Raw genomic sequence first — 20,915 nt, 5'->3', positions numbered from 1 at the left:
CGATGGGGTACCACTTTCCGCAGCCGACGTCCGGAGATCCCCCACCGTGAGCGCGTCATCGACGACCCTCCCCCCGCCCACCGAACCGCTCCCGATCCAGGCCACCCGACCGCCGTGGCGCCACACCCTCATCGCGCTGTCGGTGCCGAACTTCCGGCTCTTCACCGCCACCAACCTCGTCGCGATGACCGCCGGCTGGATGCAGCGCATCGCGCAGGACTGGCTCGTCCTGCAGCTCACCGGGTCCGTCGCACAGGTCGGCATCACGGTCGCGTGCCAGTTCGCGCCGATGCTGCTGTTCGGGCTCTTCGGCGGCGTGATCGTCGACCGGTTCTCCAAGCGCGCGCTGATGATGATCACGCAGGGGTCGTTCGCGATCCTCTCGGCGCTCCTCGCCGTGCTCACCCTGGCCGGGGTGGTGCAGGCGTGGCACATCTGGGCGATCGCCTTCGTGGTCGGCATGGTCACCGTCATCGACAACCCCGCGCGACAGGTGTTCGTCACCGAGATCGTCGGCCACGAGCACCTCCGGAACGCGATCAGCGTCAACTCGTCGGTGTTCCAGCTCGGCGGCATGATCGGCCCGGCACTGTCCGGGGCCCTGCTCGTCGCCGTCGGGGCCGGGTGGTCGTTCGGGGTGAACGCGATCGCCTGCGTCGCCGTCGTCGTCACACTCGGGTTCCTGAAGGTCTCGGAGCTGCACCGCACACCACCGGCCCCGCGTGGCAAGGGGCAGCTCGTCGAGGGCCTCCGCTACGCCGTGGGGAAACCGACCATCATCGTGCCGGTCATCCTCGTCGCGTTCTTCTCGGTGTTCGCGCTGACGATGCCCGTGCTCCTCTCGGCCTTCGCGTCCCAGGTCTACGACGTCGGCGCGGGCGGCTACGGCGTGTTCAACTCCGCCGTCGCCATCGGCGCCCTGGTCGGCGCGCTGCTCTCCACCCGCCGTGCCACGGTGCGGCTCCGCACGATCGTCGGCGGGGTGTTCTGGACGGGGATCCTGCTCGTCGTCTCCGGCTCGATCCCGGTCATCGCACCGTTCACCGTCGCGCTCGTCGCCGTCGGGATGTCGCAGCTGCTGTTCCAGACCGCGTCGAACTCACTCGTGCAGCTGTCGTCGAACGTCGCGATCCGCGGCCGGGTGATGTCGCTCTACGTGCTGGTGCTCCTCGGCGGCCAGGCCATCGGCGGACCGCTCATGGGCCAGATCGTGGACCACTTCGGTGCCCACGTCGGCATGGTCGTCGCGGGCGGCGTGCCGGCCGCGGCCGCGGCCGTCGTCGGCCTGGTGCTCGCCCGCCGGGGCGGACTGCACCTCGCGGTGCGGATGCGGTACCACGTGCCGGTGCCGTCCATCGTCGGTCACCACTGACGGCGCCGGCGCGCGTGGCGCGGGTTGGACGCGCGTGGCGCGGGGTGGACGCGCGTGGCGCGGGCCTGGAGGCGCGTGGCGGGCCCGCACCGCGCCTCCAGTCCGGTCGTCGGTCGCGTCGGACGCGCGCCGCACAACCGAAGTCACCCGGAACCGCGCCGTTGCGCAGTTCCGGGTGACTTGTGTTGTGCGGCGGTCGCGGCCGGTGGCTCAGTACGCGACGCCGAAGCGCGCCTGGTGGTGCGCCGGGGTGACGATCTCGTCGACGAAGGCGAGGGCGAAGTCCTCGCCGGAGATGTCCGAGTTGCCGTCGGCGTCGGTGAGGAGGACCTCGTCCGTGGTGCGGTAGGTGCCACGACGCTCGCCGGGGTTGTAGCTGCCGAAGGCCGCGGCCGGGCTCACGTAGAACCAGTCGACCTCGGTGCCGCTGACGAGGAGCGCGTCGAGGATCTGCGCGTGGCTCTTCGCCTCGCCCTTGAACGCGTCCGGGAAGCCCTCGGAGTCGAACAGGCGCGGGCCGCCCTCGGCGACGAGCAGCGATCCCGCCCCGCCGACGATGCCGAGCCGTGCGCCGGCCGCGGCTGCCGCGTCGACGAAGTGCTGGAAGCGGTCCTTGAGCTCGCTGCCGTCGGCCTGCACCGCGTGCAGGGCCACGACGATGACGTCGGCGCCCTTCGTGACCTCGGCGACGAAGTCGGTGTCGAAGGCGTCGCCCTGCGCGAGGGTGAGCCCCTCGGCGGCGTCGACCTTCGACGTGTCGCGAGCGACGGCGGTGACGGCGATGCCGCGGGACAGGGCCTCGCGGGTGATGGCGGAGCCGGCGTAGCCGGTGCCACCGAAGACGACGATGCTGGTCATGGGTGTTCCTCTCGTTGGCGGGGCGACGCAGGGACGTCGCGGGCGTTGACACTCACCGTACAAGCGTTACTCTCTTTCAGTAAGTAGGCACCTCACGGTGCGTGAGGGAGGACCCCATGTCAGCGCTCGAGTACAGCCCCTACGCCGCCGAGTGCCCCTCGCGTCAGCTGCTCGACCGCATCGGCGACCGGTGGAGCGTCCTGACGATCGGCACGCTCGCCGCCGGTCCGGCGCGGTACTCGGTGATCGCGACGCGGGTGCAGGGCGTGTCGCAGAAGATGCTCACGCAGACCCTCCGGGCGCTCGAGCGCGACGGACTCGTGACGCGCACGGTCTTCCCCGAGATCCCGCCGCACGTCGAGTACGAGCTCACCGATCGTGGTCGGTCACTCCGGGCGGTGCTCGAGCCGCTCGAGGACTGGGCGACGTCGCACATGGACGAGGTCGCGGTGTCGCGCGGCGAGTACGACGCGCGCTGAGCGGGCGGGCGGGCGGGCGGGCGCGGGCGCGCGCTTCGTGCCGCGCGCCGCGCCGCGCGGGCTTCGTGCCGCGCGCCGCGCGCCGCGCTTGGTGAGCAGAAATCGTCGGGTCACCCACCCGCACTCGACCGTTGCTGCTCACCATCGCGCACCGAGGCGTCGCGTGGTTGCCTGGAGCCATGCGATCAGTCGTCTACACAACGCCCGGTGACTCGTCCGTCCTCGAACTCGTCGACCGCGAGGTGCCAGAGCCCGCCCCGGGCGAAGTCCGTGTCCGCGTTGTCGTCTCCGGTGTGAACCCCACCGACTGGAAGGCCCGGGCGGGCGGCACGTACGGCGACGCACTGCCGTTCCCGGAGATCACGCCGAACCAGGACGGCGCCGGGGTGCTCGACGCCGTCGGCGAAGGCGTCGAAGGACTGTCGGTCGGCGACCGCGTCTGGCTCTACATGTCCGCCGCCGGCCGCCCCACCGGCACCGCTCAGGAGTACACCGTCGTGCCGGCCGAGCGGGTCGTGCCGCTCCAGGTCGGCACCTCGTTCGACGTCGGCGCCTCGCTCGGGGTCCCGGCGATCACCGCGCACCGAGCGCTCACGACGCACGAGCACGGCCCCGCCCGGCTGTCCCCCGGCACCCTCGACGGCAAGCACGTCCTGGTCGCGGGCGGCGCCGGAGCCGTCGGGCACGCGGCGATCCAGCTGGCACGCTGGGCGGGAGCCACCGTCATCACGACGATCAGCTCCGACGGGAAGGCCGCCCTCGCCACGGCGGCGGGCGCGCACCACACGGTGAACTACCGGTCGGAGGACGCAGCGGCGCGGATCCGCGAGATCGCCCCGGACGGCGTGGACATCGTCGTCGAGGTGTCGATCCCGCACAACGCCGGGCTGGTCGCGGAGGTCCTGGCGAACCACGGCGTCGTGTCGATCTACGCGAACAACGGCGGCGACGAGGCGACGCTGCCGATCCGACCGAACATGAGCGTCAACGCCCGCTACCAGTTCCTGCTGCTCTACACGATCGGCGACGAGGCGCTCTCCGCCGCCGCGGAGGACATCACCGCCGCACTGCGCGACGGCGTCCTGGCGGTCGGCGAGGACGCTGGCCTGCCGCTCGTGCGGTTCAGCCTGGAGGACACCGCGGCCGCCCAGGACGCGGTCGAGGGTGACACCGTCGGCAAGGTCCTCATCGACGTCGCTCCCGCCGAGCAGCGCGAGCACCACTGACAGCGGCGCCGCTGGCCGAGGCCCGGTCAGCGACGCTGCCGGGCCGCGATCCGTTCGGCCACGCGCACCCGGGCCTCAACGAGTTCTCGCTCGAGGTTGGCGGCGATGACATCGAGGTCTTCGTAGTCGGCGTCGGTGGTGTCGACGTTCCAGTTCGGCGAGGTCAGCCGGGCACGCCCGAACGCCTTCGGAGCAGGGTTCACGGTCGTCATGGGGGAAGCGTACGTCGAGCATCCGACAGAACGAGTCAGCATCACGGGCCTTTCCGAGATCGTCGGTCCCGCTCGGGGAACGAGTAGGTGAGGGAGAACGCGACCGCCAGGAACGAGGCCATCATCGCGACGTTCTTCGTGTCGAGTTCGGTGAAGGCGTCCGGGGCGGGCGAGTCCACGGTGAGCATGCCGAACGAGTACTCGTCCGACCGGATGACGACGGACACGTACGAGGTGTACCGGGGCTCGAAGTCGGGCAGGTCCTGGTCGGCGTCGACGTCGGCGGTGCGGTCCCCGACGACCCGCGGGGCACCGCCGATGAGCACCCACTCGAGGTTCCGGTCGCCGTACGGGGTGCCGGCACGGAACACCCCGGCGGTGTCCCCCGCTCCCCCGTGCCCGATCGGCTCGAGCGCCGCGAGGTCCGACGACAGCTGGTACACGTTCGCGCGCACGTCGGGGACGCCGGGCAGCAGGTAGAACGCGAGCGCCACGGCGACCCGGTCCGCGAAGCCCGGGAGCTCCGACCGCCGGTCCCGATGCGGCAGCTCGGTGAAGCGGACGAGCCGTGAGGCGATCTGGGTGAAGGCGTACCGGACCGCCGTCGACTGTTCCCGCTCGACGTGCGCCGCGGATTCCTCGGCGGCCAGCCGGCCCGCTTCGCTCCGCCGAGCGCGCACGACCTGCACGAGCACCGCCGCCACGAGGACGACGAGCCCGAAGACCACGAGCGCGATCCGCACGGCCGTCGTGGCGAAGAGGTTCGGCAGTTGGAACGCAGCGGTGGGCGCAGCTGCCACGACGATCGGCCACGCCACCGCGCCGACCCGTCCGGCGCGCGTCCCGCGCCGCTCCTGCTGTTGCCCCATGACCTCGACGCTAGGCGACACCACCGACGAGAACGGAGTTGTCCACAGGCCGACTTCCGGGTGACGGTGTTGTCCTCAGCAACGCCGACTTGACCCCCGAACGGGGCACGCGGAGCATCATGGCATGCAGCAGCGAACGAAGCTCAAGGCCCTCGCGTTCAGCGCGACAGCGGCCCTCGCCCTCCTCGGCGGATCGCTCGGCGCCACCGCCGCGAACGCCACCACCGCCACATCCGCCTCGCCGCAGGTCATCGGCGGCGAGCAGTCACCGAGCACCCCGTGGGAGGTGCAGCTCGTCTTCCAGCAGGGCGGCACCGGCACCTACGGGTGCACCGGCGAACAGCTCAACGCGTCGTGGGTGCTCACCGCCGAACACTGCGTCGACGGCACCACCGCGATGAACGTCTACCACTCGAACAGCACGACGAACCGGGGCGCGGCGACCGCGGCCGATCGGCTCTACTCCGCGCCGGCGGGTGACATCGCGCTCGTGCACCTCCGCACCCCGAAGACCCTGACCTCGTACGCGCAACTGGACCTCGGCTACAGCCCGCGGAGCACCGGAACCGGCACGATCATGGGGTACGGCAACCGTGCGAACGGCGTCCCGACGACCGGCCTGTACCAGGCGAGCGTGAACCTCACGGGCCGCTCGACCGACGCCTACGGGGGCGTCGCCCAGCACGTCACGGGGGTGTCCGGCGCCTCGAACCACGGCGACTCCGGCGGCCCCCTGCTGGTCGGCGGCAAGGTGGTCGGAGTCTGCTCGACCGGCGACGTCGCGGACCCGGGTGCGAACACGCACGCCGGCTCGAACTACGCCGTCCTCACCCAGAGCGCGAGCTGGATCCGCTCCACCGCCGGCGTCTGACCCGGCCCTCCCGCGTGACGCCGTTCCGCGCGGAGGAAGCCGTTCCGCTCGTAGGAAGCCGTTCCGCTCGTAGGAGGCAGGAAATCCCGACCTCCTACGAGCGATTCGGCATCCCATTTCGGGCGGTGTGGGACGTTCCGACCATCGGACTGGAGGCGCGTGGCGGCGCCGCCCCGCGCCTCCAGTCCGTCACCGGTCGCCACCACGGCGTCACCGCAGCCTGGTAAGCAGGACCCATGACCGACGTCTCGACGCCCGCGCCCGGAACCAGAGCACTCGTCCTCGGAGGCGGCGGCATCGCCGGCATCGCGTGGGAACTCGGAGTGCTGTCCGCGCTCCAGGAGGCAGGGGTCGACCTCGACGCCGCCGACCTCGTGGTCGGCACCAGCGCCGGCAGTGTCGTCGGCACGTTCGTCCGCCACGGCGGCGTGCAGCAGGCGTTCGAGCAGCAGCACGCACCGGTCCCGACGACGTACGAGGAGCCCATCGCCATCGACGGCGAGGACTTCCAGCAGCGCATCGGTGCGGTGCTCGAGGGCGCGACGTCGGAGCAGGACGCACGCGCACGCCTGGGACGCCTCGCGCAGCAGACCACCTCCGGGCAGACCGACGACGAGCGCGTCGCGACCTTCACCGAGACGCTGCCGTCGTCGGAGTGGCCGACGAAGCCGCTCGCGTTGACCACGATCGACGCGACCGACGGGACGTTCCGGCTCCTCACCGCCGCGGACGGCATCCCGCTCGCCCGCGCCGTGGCCGCGAGCTGCTCGGTGCCGCTCGTGTGGTCGCCCGTCGGGCTCGAGGGACGTCCGTACTACGACGGTGGCCTCCGGTCGGGCACGAACTCCGACGTCGCTGCCGGGTACGAGCGCGTCCTCGTCATCGCCTGCGGTCCGGAGGGGCCGTCGCCGCTCGGGCCGTGGCTCGACGTCGCGGTCGAGGGGCTCCGCGCCGGCGGTAGCTCGGTCGAGGTCGTCGTGGCGGACAGCGCGGCGCAGCAGGCGTTCGGCGCGAACTCGCTGTCACTCGCCACGCAGGCGCCGGCCGCCGAGGCAGGGTACGTGCAGGGCAGTGCCGTCGCGGAGGGGATCGCGGCGTTCTGGGCGTGAGTGCCCGTGCTCCAGCAGGCGCTCCGGCGTCCGCTCCTGTGGACGCTGCGCACGGCGTGGGAGTTCTCCACAGGTCCTGACGAGACCCCTGTGCGGTCCGTGGGCGCCGATAGCGTGGGGGCATGACGACGCCGTTCTCCGATCTGGACCAGTTCACCGCCCTCCCCCGAGTCGACGGCATCGCCGTGAGCCCCGACGGCTCGCGCGTCGCCCTGACCGTCAGCGTCCTCGACGCCGACGGCACCGGGTACCGCCGGTCGATCTGGGCCGTGCCCGGTTCGGACCCCGGTACTGCCGTTGCGGACGGGGCGGCAGCCGCGCCCGTCCGTCTCACCCGCTCGGTCAAGGGCGAGGGCGGGGTGTCCTTCACGCGCACCGGCGACCTGCTCTTCGTGTCCGGTCGCCCGGACGGCGAGGGCGACACGGACAGCGACGCCCCGCAGCTCTGGGTCCTGCCGGCGGCCGGCGGCGAAGCCCGCCCCCTCACCCGGTTCGCGGGCGGCATCGGCGGCGTGCTCGGCTCTGCCTCCGCAGCGGACACCGTCGCCGTCACGGCCGGCCTCCTGCCCGGTGCCGGCAGCGACCGCACCGGTGTGGTCACCGCCGATGCGGAGCTCCGCGGCCGCCGGAAGGACCGGAAGGTGCAGGCGATCCTGCACGAGACCTACCCCGTCCGCTTCTGGGACCACGACCTCGGCCCCGACGAGACGCACGTCCTGACGCTCGACCTCGGCACCTTGCGCGAGGCCGACACCACCCCCGCCCTGTCCGACGACGGTCCGGACGGCGACATGAAGCCCGCCTACCCGGCGCACCTCCCGGCCCCCGTCGACCTCACGCCCGCGCCGGCACGCTCCCTCGAACACGTCTCCGGGGTGGTCACCCCGGACGGGTCGGTGGTCGTCGCCACCGTCGCCGTCCAGGAATCGCGTGGTTCGCGTTCGACGCTCGTCGCCTTCGACGTCGCGAGCGGCCGGAGCACCGTGCTGTTCGACGAGGACACCGTCGACCACGAGACGCCCACCATCAGCCACGACGGGCGGACGCTCGCCTGGGTGCGGACGCCCCGCTTCACACCGCAGGGTGCCACGCAGCAGGAGATCTGGGTGGCCGACCTCGACGGCTCCGCGGTGTCCGGGGCCCGACGCATCGCAACCGACTGGGACCGCTGGCCGAACGAGCTCGTCTTCGCGCACGGCGACGGTGCGCTCCTGGCGACGGCGGACCAGGACGGCCGCGCGCCGGTCTTCAGCATCCCCGTCGACGGCGGCGCCGTCGAGCAGGTGACCCACGACGACTGGGCGTACTCGAGCCTGCGCGTGGCGGAGGAGACGGGCGTCGTCGTGGCGCTCCGTGCCTCCTGGCAGGCCCCGCTGCACCCCGTGCGGATCGCAGCCGACGGCACGGTGACCCCGCTGGCGACGCCGGCCGCGCTGCCGGAAGTCCCCGGTCGCCTGGAAGAGGTGTCGACGACGGCGCCGGACGGTTCGCGCGTGCGCGGTTGGTTGGTGCTCCCGCCCGCGTCGGCGGGCGACGGGCCGCACCCGCTGCTCCTTTGGATCCACGGCGGACCGCTCAACTCGTGGAACCAGTGGTCGTGGCGGTGGAACCCGCAGCTCGCCGCTGCACGGGGCTACGCGGTACTGCTGCCGGATCCCGCGCTCTCCACCGGGTACGGGCTCGACTTCATCAACCGCGGGTGGAACGCGTGGGGGCAGGCGCCGTACACCGACCTCATGGCGATCACCGACGAGGCCATCGCACGCGAGGACATCGACGAGACCCGGACGGCCGCGATGGGCGGGTCGTTCGGCGGCTACATGTCGAACTGGGTGGCCGGGCACACCGACCGCTTCCGGGCGATCGTCACGCACGCCAGCCTCTGGGCGCTCGACCAGTTCAACGGCACGACGGACATGTCGCAGTACTGGCAGTCGATCTTCGACGAGGCCGGGCTGCACGAGAACGACCCGCACCGGTTCGTCGCCGACATCACGTCACCGATGCTCGTCATCCACGGCGACAAGGACTACCGGGTGCCGATCGGCGAAGGGCTGCGGCTCTGGTCCGAGCTGGCCGAACACCACGCGGCGGCCGACGGGTCTATGCCGCACCGGTTCCTCTACTTCCCGGACGAGAACCACTGGATTCTCAAGCCGCAGCACGCGGTGGTCTGGTACGAGACGGTGTTCGCGTTCCTCGGGCAGCACGTGCTCGGCGAGGACTGGAAGCGGCCCGAGTTGCTCGGCTGAGCGGGGCGGGGCGCGGGGGCGCGGCTGCTGGCTGCTGGGCTGCTGGGCTGCTGGGCTGCTGGGCTGCTGGGCTGGCGGCATATCCGACCCGGAACGACGATGTCGATGTCGTACGACATCGGTGTCGTCGTTCCGGGTCGGCCTTCCGTCGCCTGCCCGCCCGCTCGCCGGTTGTCGCGCCGGCCCGGCGCTCAGACGAAGGCGGCCTGGCCGGTGATCGCCCGCCCGACGATGAGCGTGTTCACCTCGCGCGTGCCCTCGTACGAGTAGATCGCCTCGGCGTCCGCGAAGAACCGCGCGACGCCCTTGTCGAGGACGATGCCGTTGCCGCCCTGCACCTCACGGCACCACGCCACCGTCTCCCGCATCTTCGCCGTCGCGAACGCCTTCGCCATCGCGGAGTGCTCGTCGCCACCGGTGCCGGCGTCCTGCATCGCCGAAGCCTGCGTGCACAGGGCGATCGACGCGGTGATGTTCGCGAGCGACTGCACGAGCCGGTCCTGCACGAGCTGGTGCGCCGCGATCGGCTTGCCGAACTGCACCCGGTTGCGGGCGTAGTCGAGCGCCGCCTCGTAGGCGCCGACCGCGATGCCGATCGCCTGCCACGCCACCTCGGTGCGGGTGAGGCGCAGCACCTCGGCCGTCGAACGGAACGAGGAAGCGTTCTGCAGTCGACGCGACTCGGGCACCCGGACGCCCTGCATGACGATGTCGGCGTTCTGCACGCCGCGGAGGGCGATCTTGTCCTCGATCTTGGTCGCCGTGAAGCCCGGAGTGTCCGTCGTGACGAGGAACCCCTTCACCTGGTCATCGGCGACGTCCTTCGCCCAGATGACGACCACGTCGGCGAAGGTCGCGTTCCCGATCCAGCGCTTCTCGCCGTCGAGCACCCACTCCCCGCCCTCACGCCGGGCGGTGGTTCGCAGTCCCCGGGCCGAGTCGCTGCCGGAGAGCGGTTCAGTGAGCCCGAACGCTCCGATGAGCTCGCCGCTCGCCATCCTGGGCAGCCACTCCTGCTGCTGCTCCTCGCTGCCCGCCACCGCGATGGAGTTCATGGCGAGGCCGGACTGCACGCCGATGAAGGTCGCGACGCTCGCGTCGACCCGTCCGAGTTCGAGGGCCGCCCATCCGCGGTAGACGGCCGAGTTCTCGAACTGTCGCACGAGCGGGACGCCGGGCCCGTACATGCCGAGCTCGGCGAGCGGCTTGATGACCTGCATCGGGAACTCGGCTCGCGCCCAGTACTCGTCCGCGATCGGGCGCACCTCGGACTCGAGGTACGTGCGCAGCCGTCCGAGTGACTCTCGCTCCTGCTCGGTCAGGCCTTCTTGGAACCGGTAGAAGTCGGACTCGAGCAGCGGGGTCGTGGACGTCGTCGTTGACATGAGGTCCACGATGCATCATTCTCGGAAACGTTGCAAGGGAGGGTCGCGTGTACACATCGGATTCTGCGTTGCGCGCGTTCCGGGAGGCACGCCACACCTTCATCGCCGGGTCCAGGATCGACATGGGCGGCTTGGCCACCTCGCTCGGCGTGGACCGCACATCGCTCTTCCGGTGGGTGGGCAACCGTGACCGGTTGCTGTCCGAGATCCTGTGGTCCCTCGCCGTGCCGACCCTCGACCGGGCTTCCCGCGCTGCCGACGACACCGGGTCGACCGGGGCCGCACGCATCGTCGACGTCCTCGACCGCTTCACCGCAGACCTCATCGAAGCGCCCTACTTCCGGGCGTTCCTCACCCGGGAACCCGCGCGGGCGCTGCGTCTCCTGACCACGACCGAGAGCGACGTGCAGAGCCGGTTCGTCGGGCGGGTGACCACGCTCATCGAGCACGAACAGTCCTCCGGTACGTTCGATCCCGGCCCGTTGTCAGCAGAGGAGCTCGCGCGGCTGCTCGTCCGGATCTCGGAGTCGTTCACCTACGCCGAGTTCATCTCGGGTGAGACGCCGAACCCCGACCGGGCCCGCGCCGCGTTCGAGTACGTCCTGCGGCCCGACGCGGCGCACGCTGATCCGACACGAACCTCCACCACCCCCTCCCCCTCACCGATCGGAGACCGATGACCATCGACGAGTACCCGTTCCGCCGGACCTACCCCACCAGGTGGAACGACAACGACATGTTCGGGCACGTCAACAACACGATCTACTACAGCGCGATGGACAACGCGTCGACGTACTGGTTCCGCGAGGAGTCCGGTCTCGACCCGTTCACGTCGGAGTGGATCGCCGTGTTGGTGTCGTCGAGCTGCCGGTTCGTCGAGTCCGCCGTGTGGCCGGACGTCATCGAGGTCGGGATGCGTTCGAAGCACCTCGGGAACACGAGTCTGTCGTGGGAGTTCGGCCTGTTCCGGCAGTCCGACGGGGCGCTCCTCGCGACGGGCGAGTTCGTGCACGTCATCATCGACCGCGAGGGTTCCCGCCGCCCCGTGCCGCTGCCGGAGTCCCTGCGTGAACTCGTGACGTCGACGATGACCGCGCCGGCCTCGGTCTCGGCCGGCTTGGCCGACTGACCCGCGCGCCGCGCTGGCGCCCCGCACAACGAAAGTCACCCCGAGCCGCGTCTTCCCGCGATTCGGGGTGACTTTCGTTGTGCGCCGACACCTCGCACCGTGCGAGGTGGGTCGACCGCACCGCCCGTACCTCGCACCGTGCGAGGCCGGCCGGCCCGGAACCTCGCACCGTGCGAGGCCGACCGGCCCCGGCGCCCGCGACCGCCGGCGCCCGCGCCTGGCGCGCCGGTCGCACCCCCGCACGAACGTCGCGCCCCGCAATGACGGGGCGCGACGTTCGTGAAGGGGTGCGATCCACGCAAGCAAGCAAGCACGCACGCACGCACGCACGCACGCGACCAAGCACGCACGCACGCACGCGACCACGCACGCACGCACGCACCACCGCACGCACCAGCCACCCGGCCACACGCGTCAGGGGCGGTAGTCCTCGCGCCGAGGGTTGTTCAGCCGGACCGCGGCGTCGTCACCCGCGGGCTTCGCGCCGTTCCAGGTTCCGATGACCTTGGCGACGACGGTCAGCACGAAGCCGATCCCCCGGCCGAACACACTGATGACCCGCATGCGCCGACCCTACCGAGCGTGCGCGGACGTGCCTAGATCAGGTCGTCGGTGAGGTGGTTCGGCGTCCCGAAGCGATGCGCCGTGATCGACACCGCCTGCTCGCGGAGGAACGGCAGCAGCTCGATCCGGCCAGCCTCGGTGACGGGCTCCCCGTACACGGCGACATCCGGACGCCCACCCATCGCGGTGTACAGCGCGGACAGGTCCCCGCAGATGAGCCGCACGCGGGTCGACGGACCAGAAGCGATCGAAGTGGCGAACGCGTCGTCCGACTGCGAGGAACGCAGCGACCGCACGTTCGGCAGCGCCTGCACGGCGGACGCGACCGAGGCCGGCAGCGACGACGCGGTCGAGACGTCGACAGGAGTACCCGCCCGGACCGATGCTGCGACGACCCGAACGAGATCGGCAATCGACTCGTCGACAACCGACACGGCCGACCCCAGCCGCACGTGCACCCCCGGGTACGGCAGGTACCGCGCGATGTTCCGTTCAGCGCTCAGCGCCGACACGTCGGTGGCGGTGCCGAACAGGGTCGACCACGCGTGCTCATCGGACGCGAGGGCCCGGTCGAGCTCCGCCGAGGCAACACCGGTGGCACGGACGAACGACTGCACGGGGGCGGACACCGCGGACCCGACGGAAGCGGTGTCCGGCGACCACGAGCCGAGCCCGAGCAGGTAGTTCAGCCCACCGGCCTTGGTGCCGGCGCCGACGGCCGACTTCTTCCACCCACCGAACGGCTGACGGCGGACGATCGCGCCGGTGATGCCACGGTTGACGTAGAGGTTGCCCGCCTCGATCGTCGAGAGCCACGTGCCGATCTCGGCGGGGTCGAGCGAGTGCAGGCCCGAGGTCAGGCCGTAGTCGACCTCGTTCACGATGGCGATCGCCTCGTCGAGGGTTGCCGCGGTCATGATGCCGAGGATCGGGCCGAAGTACTCGGTGCGGTGGAAGGCCGAGCCGCGCCGGACACCGTCGCGGACACCCGGGCTCCAGAGCTTGCCGGAGTCGTCGAGCTTCGCCGGCTTCACCGCCCAGGTCTCCCCCGTGCCGAGCTTCGTCAGCCCCTCGAGGAGCTTGCCGGATGCGGGCTCGATCACGGGCCCCATCTGCGTGGTGGGGTCGGTCGGGTACCCGACGGTCAGCGACGACACCGCGTCGATGAGCTGCGACCGGAAGCGCCGCGACGTGGCGACGGACCCGACGAGCACGACGAGCGACGCTGCGGAGCACTTCTGTCCGGCGTGCCCGAACGCCGAGGCGACGACGTCCTTCACGGCGAGGTCGAGGTCGGCGGACGGGGTCACGATGACGGCGTTCTTGCCGGAGGTCTCGGCGAGCAGCGGCAGGTCGGGCCGGAACGAGCGGAACAGCTCGGCGGTCTCGTACGCACCGGTGAGGATCACACGGTCGACCATCGGCGACGCGATGAGCTGCTGCCCGAGGTCGTTCTCGGAGACCTGCACGAAGGCGAGGACGTCCGCGGGGACACCGTGCGCGTCGAGGGCCGTCTCGATGATCGACGCCAGGACGGCACCGGAGCGCTCCGCGGGCGGTGCCGGCTTGAGGACGACGGCGGACCCGGCAGCCAGCGCGGCGAGCGTCGACCCGGCGGGGATCGCGACCGGGAAGTTCCACGGCGGCGCGACGAGGGTCAGCGCGGCGGGCGTGAACGTGGCACCGTCGACGTCGTCGAGCGAGGCCGCGAGCGACCCGTAGAAGTGGGCGAAGTCGATCGCCTCGGACACCTCGGGGTCGGCCTGGTCGATGGTCTTGCCGGTCTCGGACGCCATGACCTCGACGAGGGCTGCGCGGTTCGCCTCGAGCGCGTCACCGACGGCGTGCAGCACTGTGGCGCGAGCCGATCCCGGCCAGGCGCCCCATGCGGCGCCCGCGGCGCGGACCCGGCCGAGGACGGTGTCGAGCTGCGTGGCGGAGGTGAGTCGTGCCTCCTGGACGGCCTTCGTGCCCAGCGTCGACGACGCGATCCGGCCGGTGATGGCGTCGCCCCAGGAACGGAACGCCGCGACCGACGGGTCGGTGTCCGGGGTGTTCTCGAAGTGCCCGATGCCGGGGCGCTCGACGGCCGCGTACCGGTCGGCGACCCGGTGGGACGCCGGAGCAGCGAGACCCTCCGGTGTTGCGAGCGGTGCCAACGACGAACGGAACCGCTCTTCCTCGCGCGCGAACAGCGTCGGCGAGGAGACGAGGGAGAAGACCGCGGACATGAAGTTCTCCTGCGACGCGCCTTCTTCGAGGCGGCGGATCAGGTACGCGATCGCGACGTCGAACTCACCGGGGTGCACGACCGGCGTGTAGAGGAGCAGCGAACCGACGGTCTTCCGGACCGCTTCGGCCTGCCCCTGCGCCATGCCGAGGAGCATCTCGAACTCGATGCCGTCCCGGACGCCGCGCTCACCGGCCAGGAGCCATGCGTGTGCGACGTCGAACAGGTTGTGTCCGGCGACGCCGACGCGCACGTTCTCGATGCGGGACGGCGTGAGCGCCCAGTCGAGCACGCGCTTGTAGTTGGTGTCCGAGTCCTGCTTCGTGTGCCAGGTGGCGAGCGGCCAGCCGTGCACGGAGGCCTCGACCTGCTCCATGGGCAGGTTCGCGCCCTTCACCAGGCGCACCTTGATGCCGGCGCCACCGCGGGCCCGGCGGGCGGCGGACCAGTCCTGCAGCTGCTCCATCGCGGCGAGCGCGTCGGGCAGGTACGCCTGGAGCACGATGCCGGCCTCGAGATGCAGGAACTCGGGCTCGTCGAGGAGCTTCGTGAAGACCGCGATGGTGAGGTCGAGGTCCTTGTACTCCTCCATGTCGAGGTTGATGAACTTCGCCGGGGTGGCCGCGGCGGCGCGACGGAAGAGCGGTCGGAGCTTCTCGATGATGTCCTCGACCGCGTGGTCGAAGGCCCACGGGGAGTGCGGGTGGACCGTCGAGGAGACCTTGATCGAGACGTAGTCGACGTCGTCGCGGGCGAGGAGCTTGTGGGTGCCCTCGAGCCGGCGTGCGGCTTCGCCCTCGCCGAGCACGGCCTCGCCGAGCAGGTTGACGTTGAGCCGGACCCCGTCGCGCTTGATCTTCGCTATGGCCGGACCGAGCTTGGCGTCGGTCGCGTCGACGATGAGGTGACCGACCATGGTGCGGAGCACGCGCCGTGCGATGGGCACGACGACGCCGGGCAGGGCCGGGGCCATCCCCCCGCCGAGCCGGACGAGCCCGCGGAGCGCCGCAGGCAGGAACCCGGGCGCGTCCGGAGCGATCTGTCGGAGCTTGCGTGCTGCGACGCCGAGGTCTTCCGGGCGGACGACGCCGTCCACGAAGCCGACCGCGAAGTCCAGCCCGGCAGGGTCGGCGAGCACCCCGGCCAGCTGTTTCGCCGAGCCGTCGACCGGGTAGGTCTCGGCATCGGTCAGCCACTGCCGGACGAGTGCCACGGACTGGTCCGCCAGGGAACGAGGGCCCGTCGCGTCGGCATCGGTGGCGGAGTGCTCGTGCAGCGTCGTCATGGGTTCAGTGTGGAGCGCCCGATGCTTCAGCGGAAGCAACTCTTCGTGACGGATACCATTCAGTTCACCTGATGAATCGAGGAACCCGACATGCTCGACGTCCGCCGCCTGGTCCTGCTCCGTGAGCTGTCGATCCGCGGCACGATCGCGGCCGTCGCCGAGGCGATGAACTTCACCCCGTCGGCCGTCTCGCAGCAGCTCTCCGCCCTCGAACGCGAGGCCGGCGTGCCCCTCCTCCGCAAGGCCGGCCGGCGCCTGCAGCTCACCCCGCAGGCCGAGGTGCTGGTGCAGGCGGCGGGGCACGTCCTCGACGTCCTCGACCAGGCGCAGGCCCAGGTCGAGTCGACGATGCCGACGGTGCAGGGCCGCGTGCGTGTGGCGGTGTTCCAGTCCGCCGCCCTCGCGCTCATGCCGAGCGCGCTGCACGCCATGGCGACCCAGCATCCCGACGTCCGCATCGAGATGGTGCAGCGGGAGCCCGAGACCGCGCTCCACGAGACCTGGGCCCGCGACTTCGACATGGTCATCGCGGAGCAGTACCCCGCGCACGCGGCGGCGCACCTGCCCGGGCTCGACCGAGCTGACCTCACGACCGACGCCGTCCGGCTCGCGCTCCCCCCGATCGACACCGCGCTCGCGCCGGTCTCCTCCATCGAGGACGCCGAGGCCCTGCCCTGGGTGATGGAGCCCCGCGGCACCGCGTCCCGGCACTTCGCCGAGCAGGTCTGCCGACGCTGGGGCTTCGAGCCGGACGTCCGGTACGAGACCGCCGACCTGCAGACCCAGATCCGCCTCGTCGAGTCCGGCAACGCCGTCAGTCTCATGCCCGACCTCATGTGGACGGGACGGACCACGACGTGCCGGCTCGTCGACCTGCCGGAGCGTCCGCGCCGGACGATCTTCACGGTGGTCCGCGCGGCCGCGTCGTCCTCACCCGCGGTCCGCGCACTCCGCGACGCCCTCGAACGCGCAGCGGCCACCGTCGGTGACTGACCCCACGATCCGGCCTGGAGGCGCGGCGCGGCCCCGCCACACGGCTCGCCTCGGCCTCGGCGCGGGTCGGGCGGGTCGGCGCGGGTCGGGCCGTGTCGGTGCGGGTCCGAGTCGTGACCGATCCGTGACCTCCTGTCCCGTCAGGAACCGTCCCCCCGGGACATTGCCAGTTGAGGGCGCCGATCGGCTGCCCACGGCATCCGAGGGGGATCCCATGAAGCAGTCCTGCACATCCACGTTCCGGCGCAGCGCCGCGGTCGGCGCAGCGGTCGCCATCGTCACGGCATCGTCGGCGTTCGGCCTCGGAGCCACCGCGGCAGTCGCCGACACACCCACCAGTGCCACGACCGAAGCGACGTCGCAGCCCTCCACGGCGCCCGACTCCGACGCACCGGGTGCGGCCGCCGGCTCGACGGCGCCGGATGCCCAACCGGCTCCGGCACCGGCACCGGCACCGGGCTCGGACTCGAACTCGAACTCAGAACCGGATGCCGCGGGGACGACGGACCCGACCCCCTCGGTGACACCCACCCCGGACCCGAGCCCCGCCGCCGTGCCCGCGGACACCGCGACGACGCCGACGCCGGGCGGAGTGGCATCCGTCGACGCGGCGTCCGTCCCGGTGACGTGGTCCGAAGCATCGAGCCCGGAGGACCGGATCGTCCTGCAGGCGACCGCCGGTGAACCGTTCTCACACACGTTCGTCGCGAACGGCGGCGACGGCCCGCTCGAGTACCTGTTCAACCCGCACACCGCGCCGGACGGCCTGCACTGGGACGAGAAGACGGGTGTCCTGAGCGGGACGCTCAACGCGCCCGACTGGATCGACGTCGACGTCGCCGCCACCGACCAGCACCAGAGCGCGACGCAGTGGGTCCGGGTCGAGGTCCAGCCCGGCGCCGCCACGCACATCGGCGCCCAGGTGTACTCGAACGCCGAGGGCCACGACCCCGCATGGTCGGTCGCCGGCGGTCCCGACGGCGGCATCGCCCCGATCGGCGGCGGCGGACTCATCGACGCGGTCCCGGTCGAACCCGGCGGGTCGCTCTGGCTCAGCGCGGTGGTCACCGACCGGCTCGGCAACCCGCTGAACGGCCCGGAGATGCCGACGGAGTCGACCCTGACGAGCAGCGACTCCGGCGACGTCCTCACCTGGAACGCCGAGACGAACACGTGGAAGGTGACGTTCGGCGACGCGGCGTCGAGGAGCCTCACCATGAACTCCGAGGGCCTCGCGCTGACGATCCCGGTCGCCGTCGCCGACCGGCCCCTCGCCTTCACCGGCTCGGGTGCGACCCAGACCTTCCGCACGACCGCGGGCGAGTCCTTCTCCCAGACCTTCACGGCGACCGGCAGCACCAAGCCGGTCCGGTACGTCCTGCAGTACGACGACGACGAGTACGTGGACCCGGAGCACTCCGACGCCCGCATCCCCGACCACCTGCCGATCGACCGCGACACCGGCGTGCTGAGCGGCACCCCGACGGTCGCCGGCGAGTACCGGTTCCGGGTCGTCGCGACAGACGGCTCGGAGATCGCCCGTCAGGAGGTCCAGTTCACCGTCGCCCCGGGGGTGACGAAGAACATCCTGACGTTCATCTCGACCGGCGAGGACGGGAAGGGCACCGTGTGGGGCTCCGGACCGGGGAAGCAGCTCACCCGGATCGACGGCCTCGGGGAAGCGGCGACGTACACCCCCGTCGACACGATCCCCGTCGACCAGGGCAAAGCGCTCTTCGTCAAGTCGACGCCGGTCGACGCGTGGGGCAACACCTCCGTCCCGCTGGAAGCGCAGAACGGAGACCCGCACCCCGTGGTCACGAGCAGTGTCGCGACGGACCGCATCGACTTCTCGCAGCGGACGTGGAGCAACCGCGTGACGTTCACGCACGCGTCCCTGCACCGGATCTCGGTGACGTTCGACGGCGTGTCGGACTCCTTCGACGTCGCGGTCTCCCCGGCAGCCGGGGGCGCGGGTACTGGCGGCACCCTCGCCTACACCGGCGCCGACGAGACCGGCCCCCTCGCCTGGGCACTCGGTCTGCTGGCCGCCGGCGGCGGCCTGCTGGTCCACCGTCTGCGTCGCCGTCGCAGCTGACGCGAGGTCGCGCGTCCGGAGGCAGCAGGGTAGGCGGGGTCGGCGGCGCCGCCGCGCCACATCGTGAGCAGAAATGGTCGGGTCCGATACGGGAACCCGACCATTTCTGCTCACCGAGTACGGCGTCGAGGCCCGGCCTCGCGCCCACCCCCAACCCGGGTCACATTCCGCCGTGCGGCCTCGGATGCGCGCGCGTGTACCCGTACGATCCGAGCACGACCGAGAACTCTCGGCGGATTCTTACGATCCGGCACCCGTCCGGACCTGAACACCTGGGGGAAGACGTGCGCCGCAGCACCTCGACCGCCCGACGCGCCTGCGCCGTCGGCACGACCATCGCACTCATCGGTCTGACCACCGGTCTCGGCATCATGACGGCGACCTCCGCGTCCGCCCTCGAGCCCGACCCGACGGTCTCCACCTCGACGACATCGACGCCCGAGGCAGCACCTGTCGAGCCGACCTCGGCCCCCTCGACGGATCCGGCCGCACCGCAGACTCCGGCCCAGGAGCCGATCGTCTCCGCCCCGTCCGCCCCGTCCGCCTCCGAGCCGCCGGTCGAGCCGCCCGTGCCGACCTCGAACGAGCCCGCATCGCCGTCGACGACCGCGCCGTCGACGCCCCGCACGCCCAGCCGCATGGCCGCCGCGACCGGAACCGTCAGCATCGACGGCAACGCTTCGGTGGGGTCGACCCTCACGGCGGAGCCCACCGGCTTCACGGCACCGACGTCGTTGTCCTTCGAGTGGTCCGTCGGCGGGGTCGCCGTCAGCCAGGCGCAGACCTACGTCGTGAAGGCCGCCGACGGCGGCAAGGTCGTCTCGGTCACGGTCACGAACACGCAGGGCGGCCTGGCCGTCGAGTCGGAGTCCGCAGAGACCGCCGCGATCACGCAGGCGCCGGCCTTCGTCGACGAGAACGGCAAGCCGATCACCGCCGGCACGACCGACGACGGTGACGACCTCGTCATCGACGCGACCGCCGGCGATGCGTTCTCGTACACGTTCCGGACGGTCGGGTACCCGAAGCCGACCCTCGCACTCGCGTTCTACTACACCGACGACGAGGACGACAACGAGGGCGCGACCCCCGCTGACTACCTGCCCGAGGGTGTCTCCTTCGACCCGTCGACGGGCGTGCTGAGCGGATCGACCGAGGAGGCGTCGGACTACTTCTTCGCCGTGACGGCCACGAGCGGCACCACGACCATCACGCAGACGGTCGACCTGACGGTGGGCGCGACGGCTCCGGTGGGCATCGAGGCCATGGCGGTCGACCGACAGCAGTTCATCGACTTCGCGAAGAGCGGGTTCCCCGTCGGCTGGTTCGGTGACGACGCGAAGCACTCCGGGGCCTTCACCGACTGGATCATCAAGGCGGACGGCTCGATCGTCACGGAGAAGCACCAGTACGACTCCGACGCGGACGGCGGCACGGACTTCTCCGAGCAGACCGACGGCGGCACCCCGACCGTGCCCCAGGGCGGTACCCTCCTGCTCTCCGGGAACCTCGTCGACCAGTTCGGCAACTACGTCGACAACGACGATCCCGAGGACTGGACGACGGACATCGACGTGCGCTCGAACGTCGCGTCCGACGTGGTCGCCTCCGACTCGGTTCTCGGGTCCGCGGGCTTCGTCGGGGTCACCTTCCCGCACGCCTCGGTGCACCGCCTCACCGTCAGCGCCGAGGACTTCAGCACGTCGTTCGACGTCCAGGTGACGCCGGCCGTCCTCCCGACCGTGCCGAGCACCGATCCCGCGATCGGCGTCGTCCAGCACGGGACGATCCCTGTCGCGCAGACGACCCACGGCCGCCTCGCCTACACCGGCACCGACTCGACGAGCGCCCTCCCCTGGGCCCTCGGTCTCGTCCTCGCCGGCATCGGCCTCATCGGCGCACGCACGCTGCGCCGCCGTCGCGCCCAGCGCTGACCCCCTGACGCCTCCCGTTCGTCGCGTACCCGCGTGACGGACGGGAGGC

The 20,915-nt window shown here is 71.5% G+C and carries 17 protein-coding genes; 11 read left to right on the top strand and 6 right to left on the bottom strand.

Annotated elements, in window-relative coordinates:
* Positions 1-46: 46 nt before the first annotated feature.
* Positions 47-1,372 (top strand): MFS transporter, encoded by a 1,326-nt coding sequence (locus tag DEJ28_RS06980; protein ID WP_111114979.1) that lies wholly within the window; start codon positions 47-49, stop codon positions 1,370-1,372.
* A gap of 210 nt (positions 1,373-1,582) precedes the next feature.
* On the opposite strand, the gene DEJ28_RS06975 is transcribed toward DEJ28_RS06980, so the two are convergent.
* Entirely contained in the window at positions 1,583-2,230 is a 648-nt protein-coding gene (locus tag DEJ28_RS06975) for an NAD(P)-dependent oxidoreductase (protein ID WP_111114978.1), read from the bottom strand.
* Positions 2,231-2,346: 116 nt separating this feature from the next.
* On the opposite strand from DEJ28_RS06975, the gene DEJ28_RS06970 reads away from it, so the two are divergent.
* A complete protein-coding gene (locus DEJ28_RS06970) occupies positions 2,347-2,709 on the top strand; it encodes a winged helix-turn-helix transcriptional regulator (RefSeq protein WP_111114977.1) in 363 nt (120 codons plus the stop codon).
* Between the two features lie 179 nt (positions 2,710-2,888).
* The gene (locus DEJ28_RS06965) at positions 2,889-3,935 is read left to right on the top strand and encodes an NADPH:quinone reductase (RefSeq protein WP_111114976.1); all 1,047 of its coding nucleotides are present in this window, start codon (positions 2,889-2,891) and stop codon (positions 3,933-3,935) included.
* A gap of 26 nt (positions 3,936-3,961) precedes the next feature.
* Here DEJ28_RS06965 and DEJ28_RS06960 read toward each other — a convergent pair whose 3' ends face one another.
* Together DEJ28_RS06960 and DEJ28_RS06955 are read right to left on the bottom strand one after the other, a co-directional pair.
* Positions 3,962-4,147: a hypothetical protein gene (locus DEJ28_RS06960; protein WP_111114975.1), complete on the bottom strand. Its 186-nt coding sequence runs from the start codon at positions 4,145-4,147 to the stop codon at positions 3,962-3,964.
* A 41-nt stretch (positions 4,148-4,188) separates the two neighbouring features.
* Complete coding sequence (locus DEJ28_RS06955; protein WP_111114974.1) at positions 4,189-5,016, bottom strand: GAF domain-containing protein; 828 nt, start codon at positions 5,014-5,016, stop codon at positions 4,189-4,191.
* A gap of 124 nt (positions 5,017-5,140) precedes the next feature.
* Here DEJ28_RS06955 and DEJ28_RS06950 point away from each other — a divergent pair, with 124 nt between their 5' ends.
* The 3 genes from DEJ28_RS06950 to DEJ28_RS06940 all read left to right on the top strand — a co-directional run bounded on the left by DEJ28_RS06950 (position 5,141) and on the right by DEJ28_RS06940 (position 9,248).
* Complete coding sequence (locus tag DEJ28_RS06950; protein ID WP_111114973.1) at positions 5,141-5,887, top strand: S1 family peptidase; 747 nt, start codon at positions 5,141-5,143, stop codon at positions 5,885-5,887.
* A 236-nt stretch (positions 5,888-6,123) separates the two neighbouring features.
* Positions 6,124-6,996: a patatin-like phospholipase family protein gene (locus DEJ28_RS06945; protein ID WP_111114972.1), complete on the top strand. Its 873-nt coding sequence runs from the start codon at positions 6,124-6,126 to the stop codon at positions 6,994-6,996.
* Between the two features lie 122 nt (positions 6,997-7,118).
* Entirely contained in the window at positions 7,119-9,248 is a 2,130-nt protein-coding gene (locus DEJ28_RS06940) for a S9 family peptidase (RefSeq protein ID WP_111114971.1), read from the top strand.
* A gap of 191 nt (positions 9,249-9,439) precedes the next feature.
* Here the strand turns inward: DEJ28_RS06940 and DEJ28_RS06935 are convergent, their stop codons facing one another.
* A complete protein-coding gene (locus DEJ28_RS06935) occupies positions 9,440-10,633 on the bottom strand; it encodes an acyl-CoA dehydrogenase family protein (RefSeq protein WP_111115065.1) in 1,194 nt (397 codons plus the stop codon).
* A 68-nt stretch (positions 10,634-10,701) separates the two neighbouring features.
* Here DEJ28_RS06935 and DEJ28_RS06930 point away from each other — a divergent pair, with 68 nt between their 5' ends.
* The gene (locus DEJ28_RS06930; protein ID WP_258367986.1) at positions 10,702-11,313 is read left to right on the top strand and encodes a QsdR family transcriptional regulator; all 612 of its coding nucleotides are present in this window, start codon (positions 10,702-10,704) and stop codon (positions 11,311-11,313) included.
* Positions 11,310-11,762 carry an acyl-CoA thioesterase gene (locus tag DEJ28_RS06925; protein ID WP_111114969.1) on the top strand — a complete coding sequence of 151 codons (453 nt, stop codon included), beginning with the start codon at positions 11,310-11,312 and terminating at the stop codon, positions 11,760-11,762. The genes DEJ28_RS06930 and DEJ28_RS06925 overlap by 4 nt, the downstream gene beginning before the upstream one ends.
* A gap of 414 nt (positions 11,763-12,176) precedes the next feature.
* Here DEJ28_RS06925 and DEJ28_RS06920 read toward each other — a convergent pair whose 3' ends face one another.
* Both DEJ28_RS06920 and DEJ28_RS06915 read right to left on the bottom strand, forming a co-directional pair.
* Positions 12,177-12,326 (bottom strand): hypothetical protein, encoded by a 150-nt coding sequence (locus DEJ28_RS06920; protein WP_181433654.1) that lies wholly within the window; start codon positions 12,324-12,326, stop codon positions 12,177-12,179.
* A gap of 32 nt (positions 12,327-12,358) precedes the next feature.
* The gene (locus DEJ28_RS06915; protein WP_111114968.1) at positions 12,359-15,841 is read right to left on the bottom strand and encodes a proline dehydrogenase family protein; all 3,483 of its coding nucleotides are present in this window, start codon (positions 15,839-15,841) and stop codon (positions 12,359-12,361) included.
* Between the two features lie 90 nt (positions 15,842-15,931).
* On the opposite strand from DEJ28_RS06915, the gene DEJ28_RS06910 reads away from it, so the two are divergent.
* The 3 genes from DEJ28_RS06910 to DEJ28_RS06900 all read left to right on the top strand — a co-directional run bounded on the left by DEJ28_RS06910 (position 15,932) and on the right by DEJ28_RS06900 (position 20,866).
* Positions 15,932-16,834, top strand: a complete 903-nt coding sequence (locus DEJ28_RS06910; protein ID WP_111114967.1) for a LysR family transcriptional regulator — start codon at positions 15,932-15,934, stop codon at positions 16,832-16,834.
* A 214-nt stretch (positions 16,835-17,048) separates the two neighbouring features.
* Positions 17,049-18,932 (top strand): putative Ig domain-containing protein, encoded by a 1,884-nt coding sequence (locus tag DEJ28_RS06905; protein WP_111114966.1) that lies wholly within the window; start codon positions 17,049-17,051, stop codon positions 18,930-18,932.
* A gap of 284 nt (positions 18,933-19,216) precedes the next feature.
* Entirely contained in the window at positions 19,217-20,866 is a 1,650-nt protein-coding gene (locus DEJ28_RS06900; RefSeq protein ID WP_111114965.1) for a putative Ig domain-containing protein, read from the top strand.
* Positions 20,867-20,915 lie beyond the last annotated feature (49 nt).

Source organism: Curtobacterium sp. MCPF17_002 (assembly GCF_003234115.2).
GTDB lineage: Bacteria > Actinomycetota > Actinomycetes > Actinomycetales > Microbacteriaceae > Curtobacterium.
This window is presented reverse-complemented; position numbering and strand designations above follow the sequence as displayed.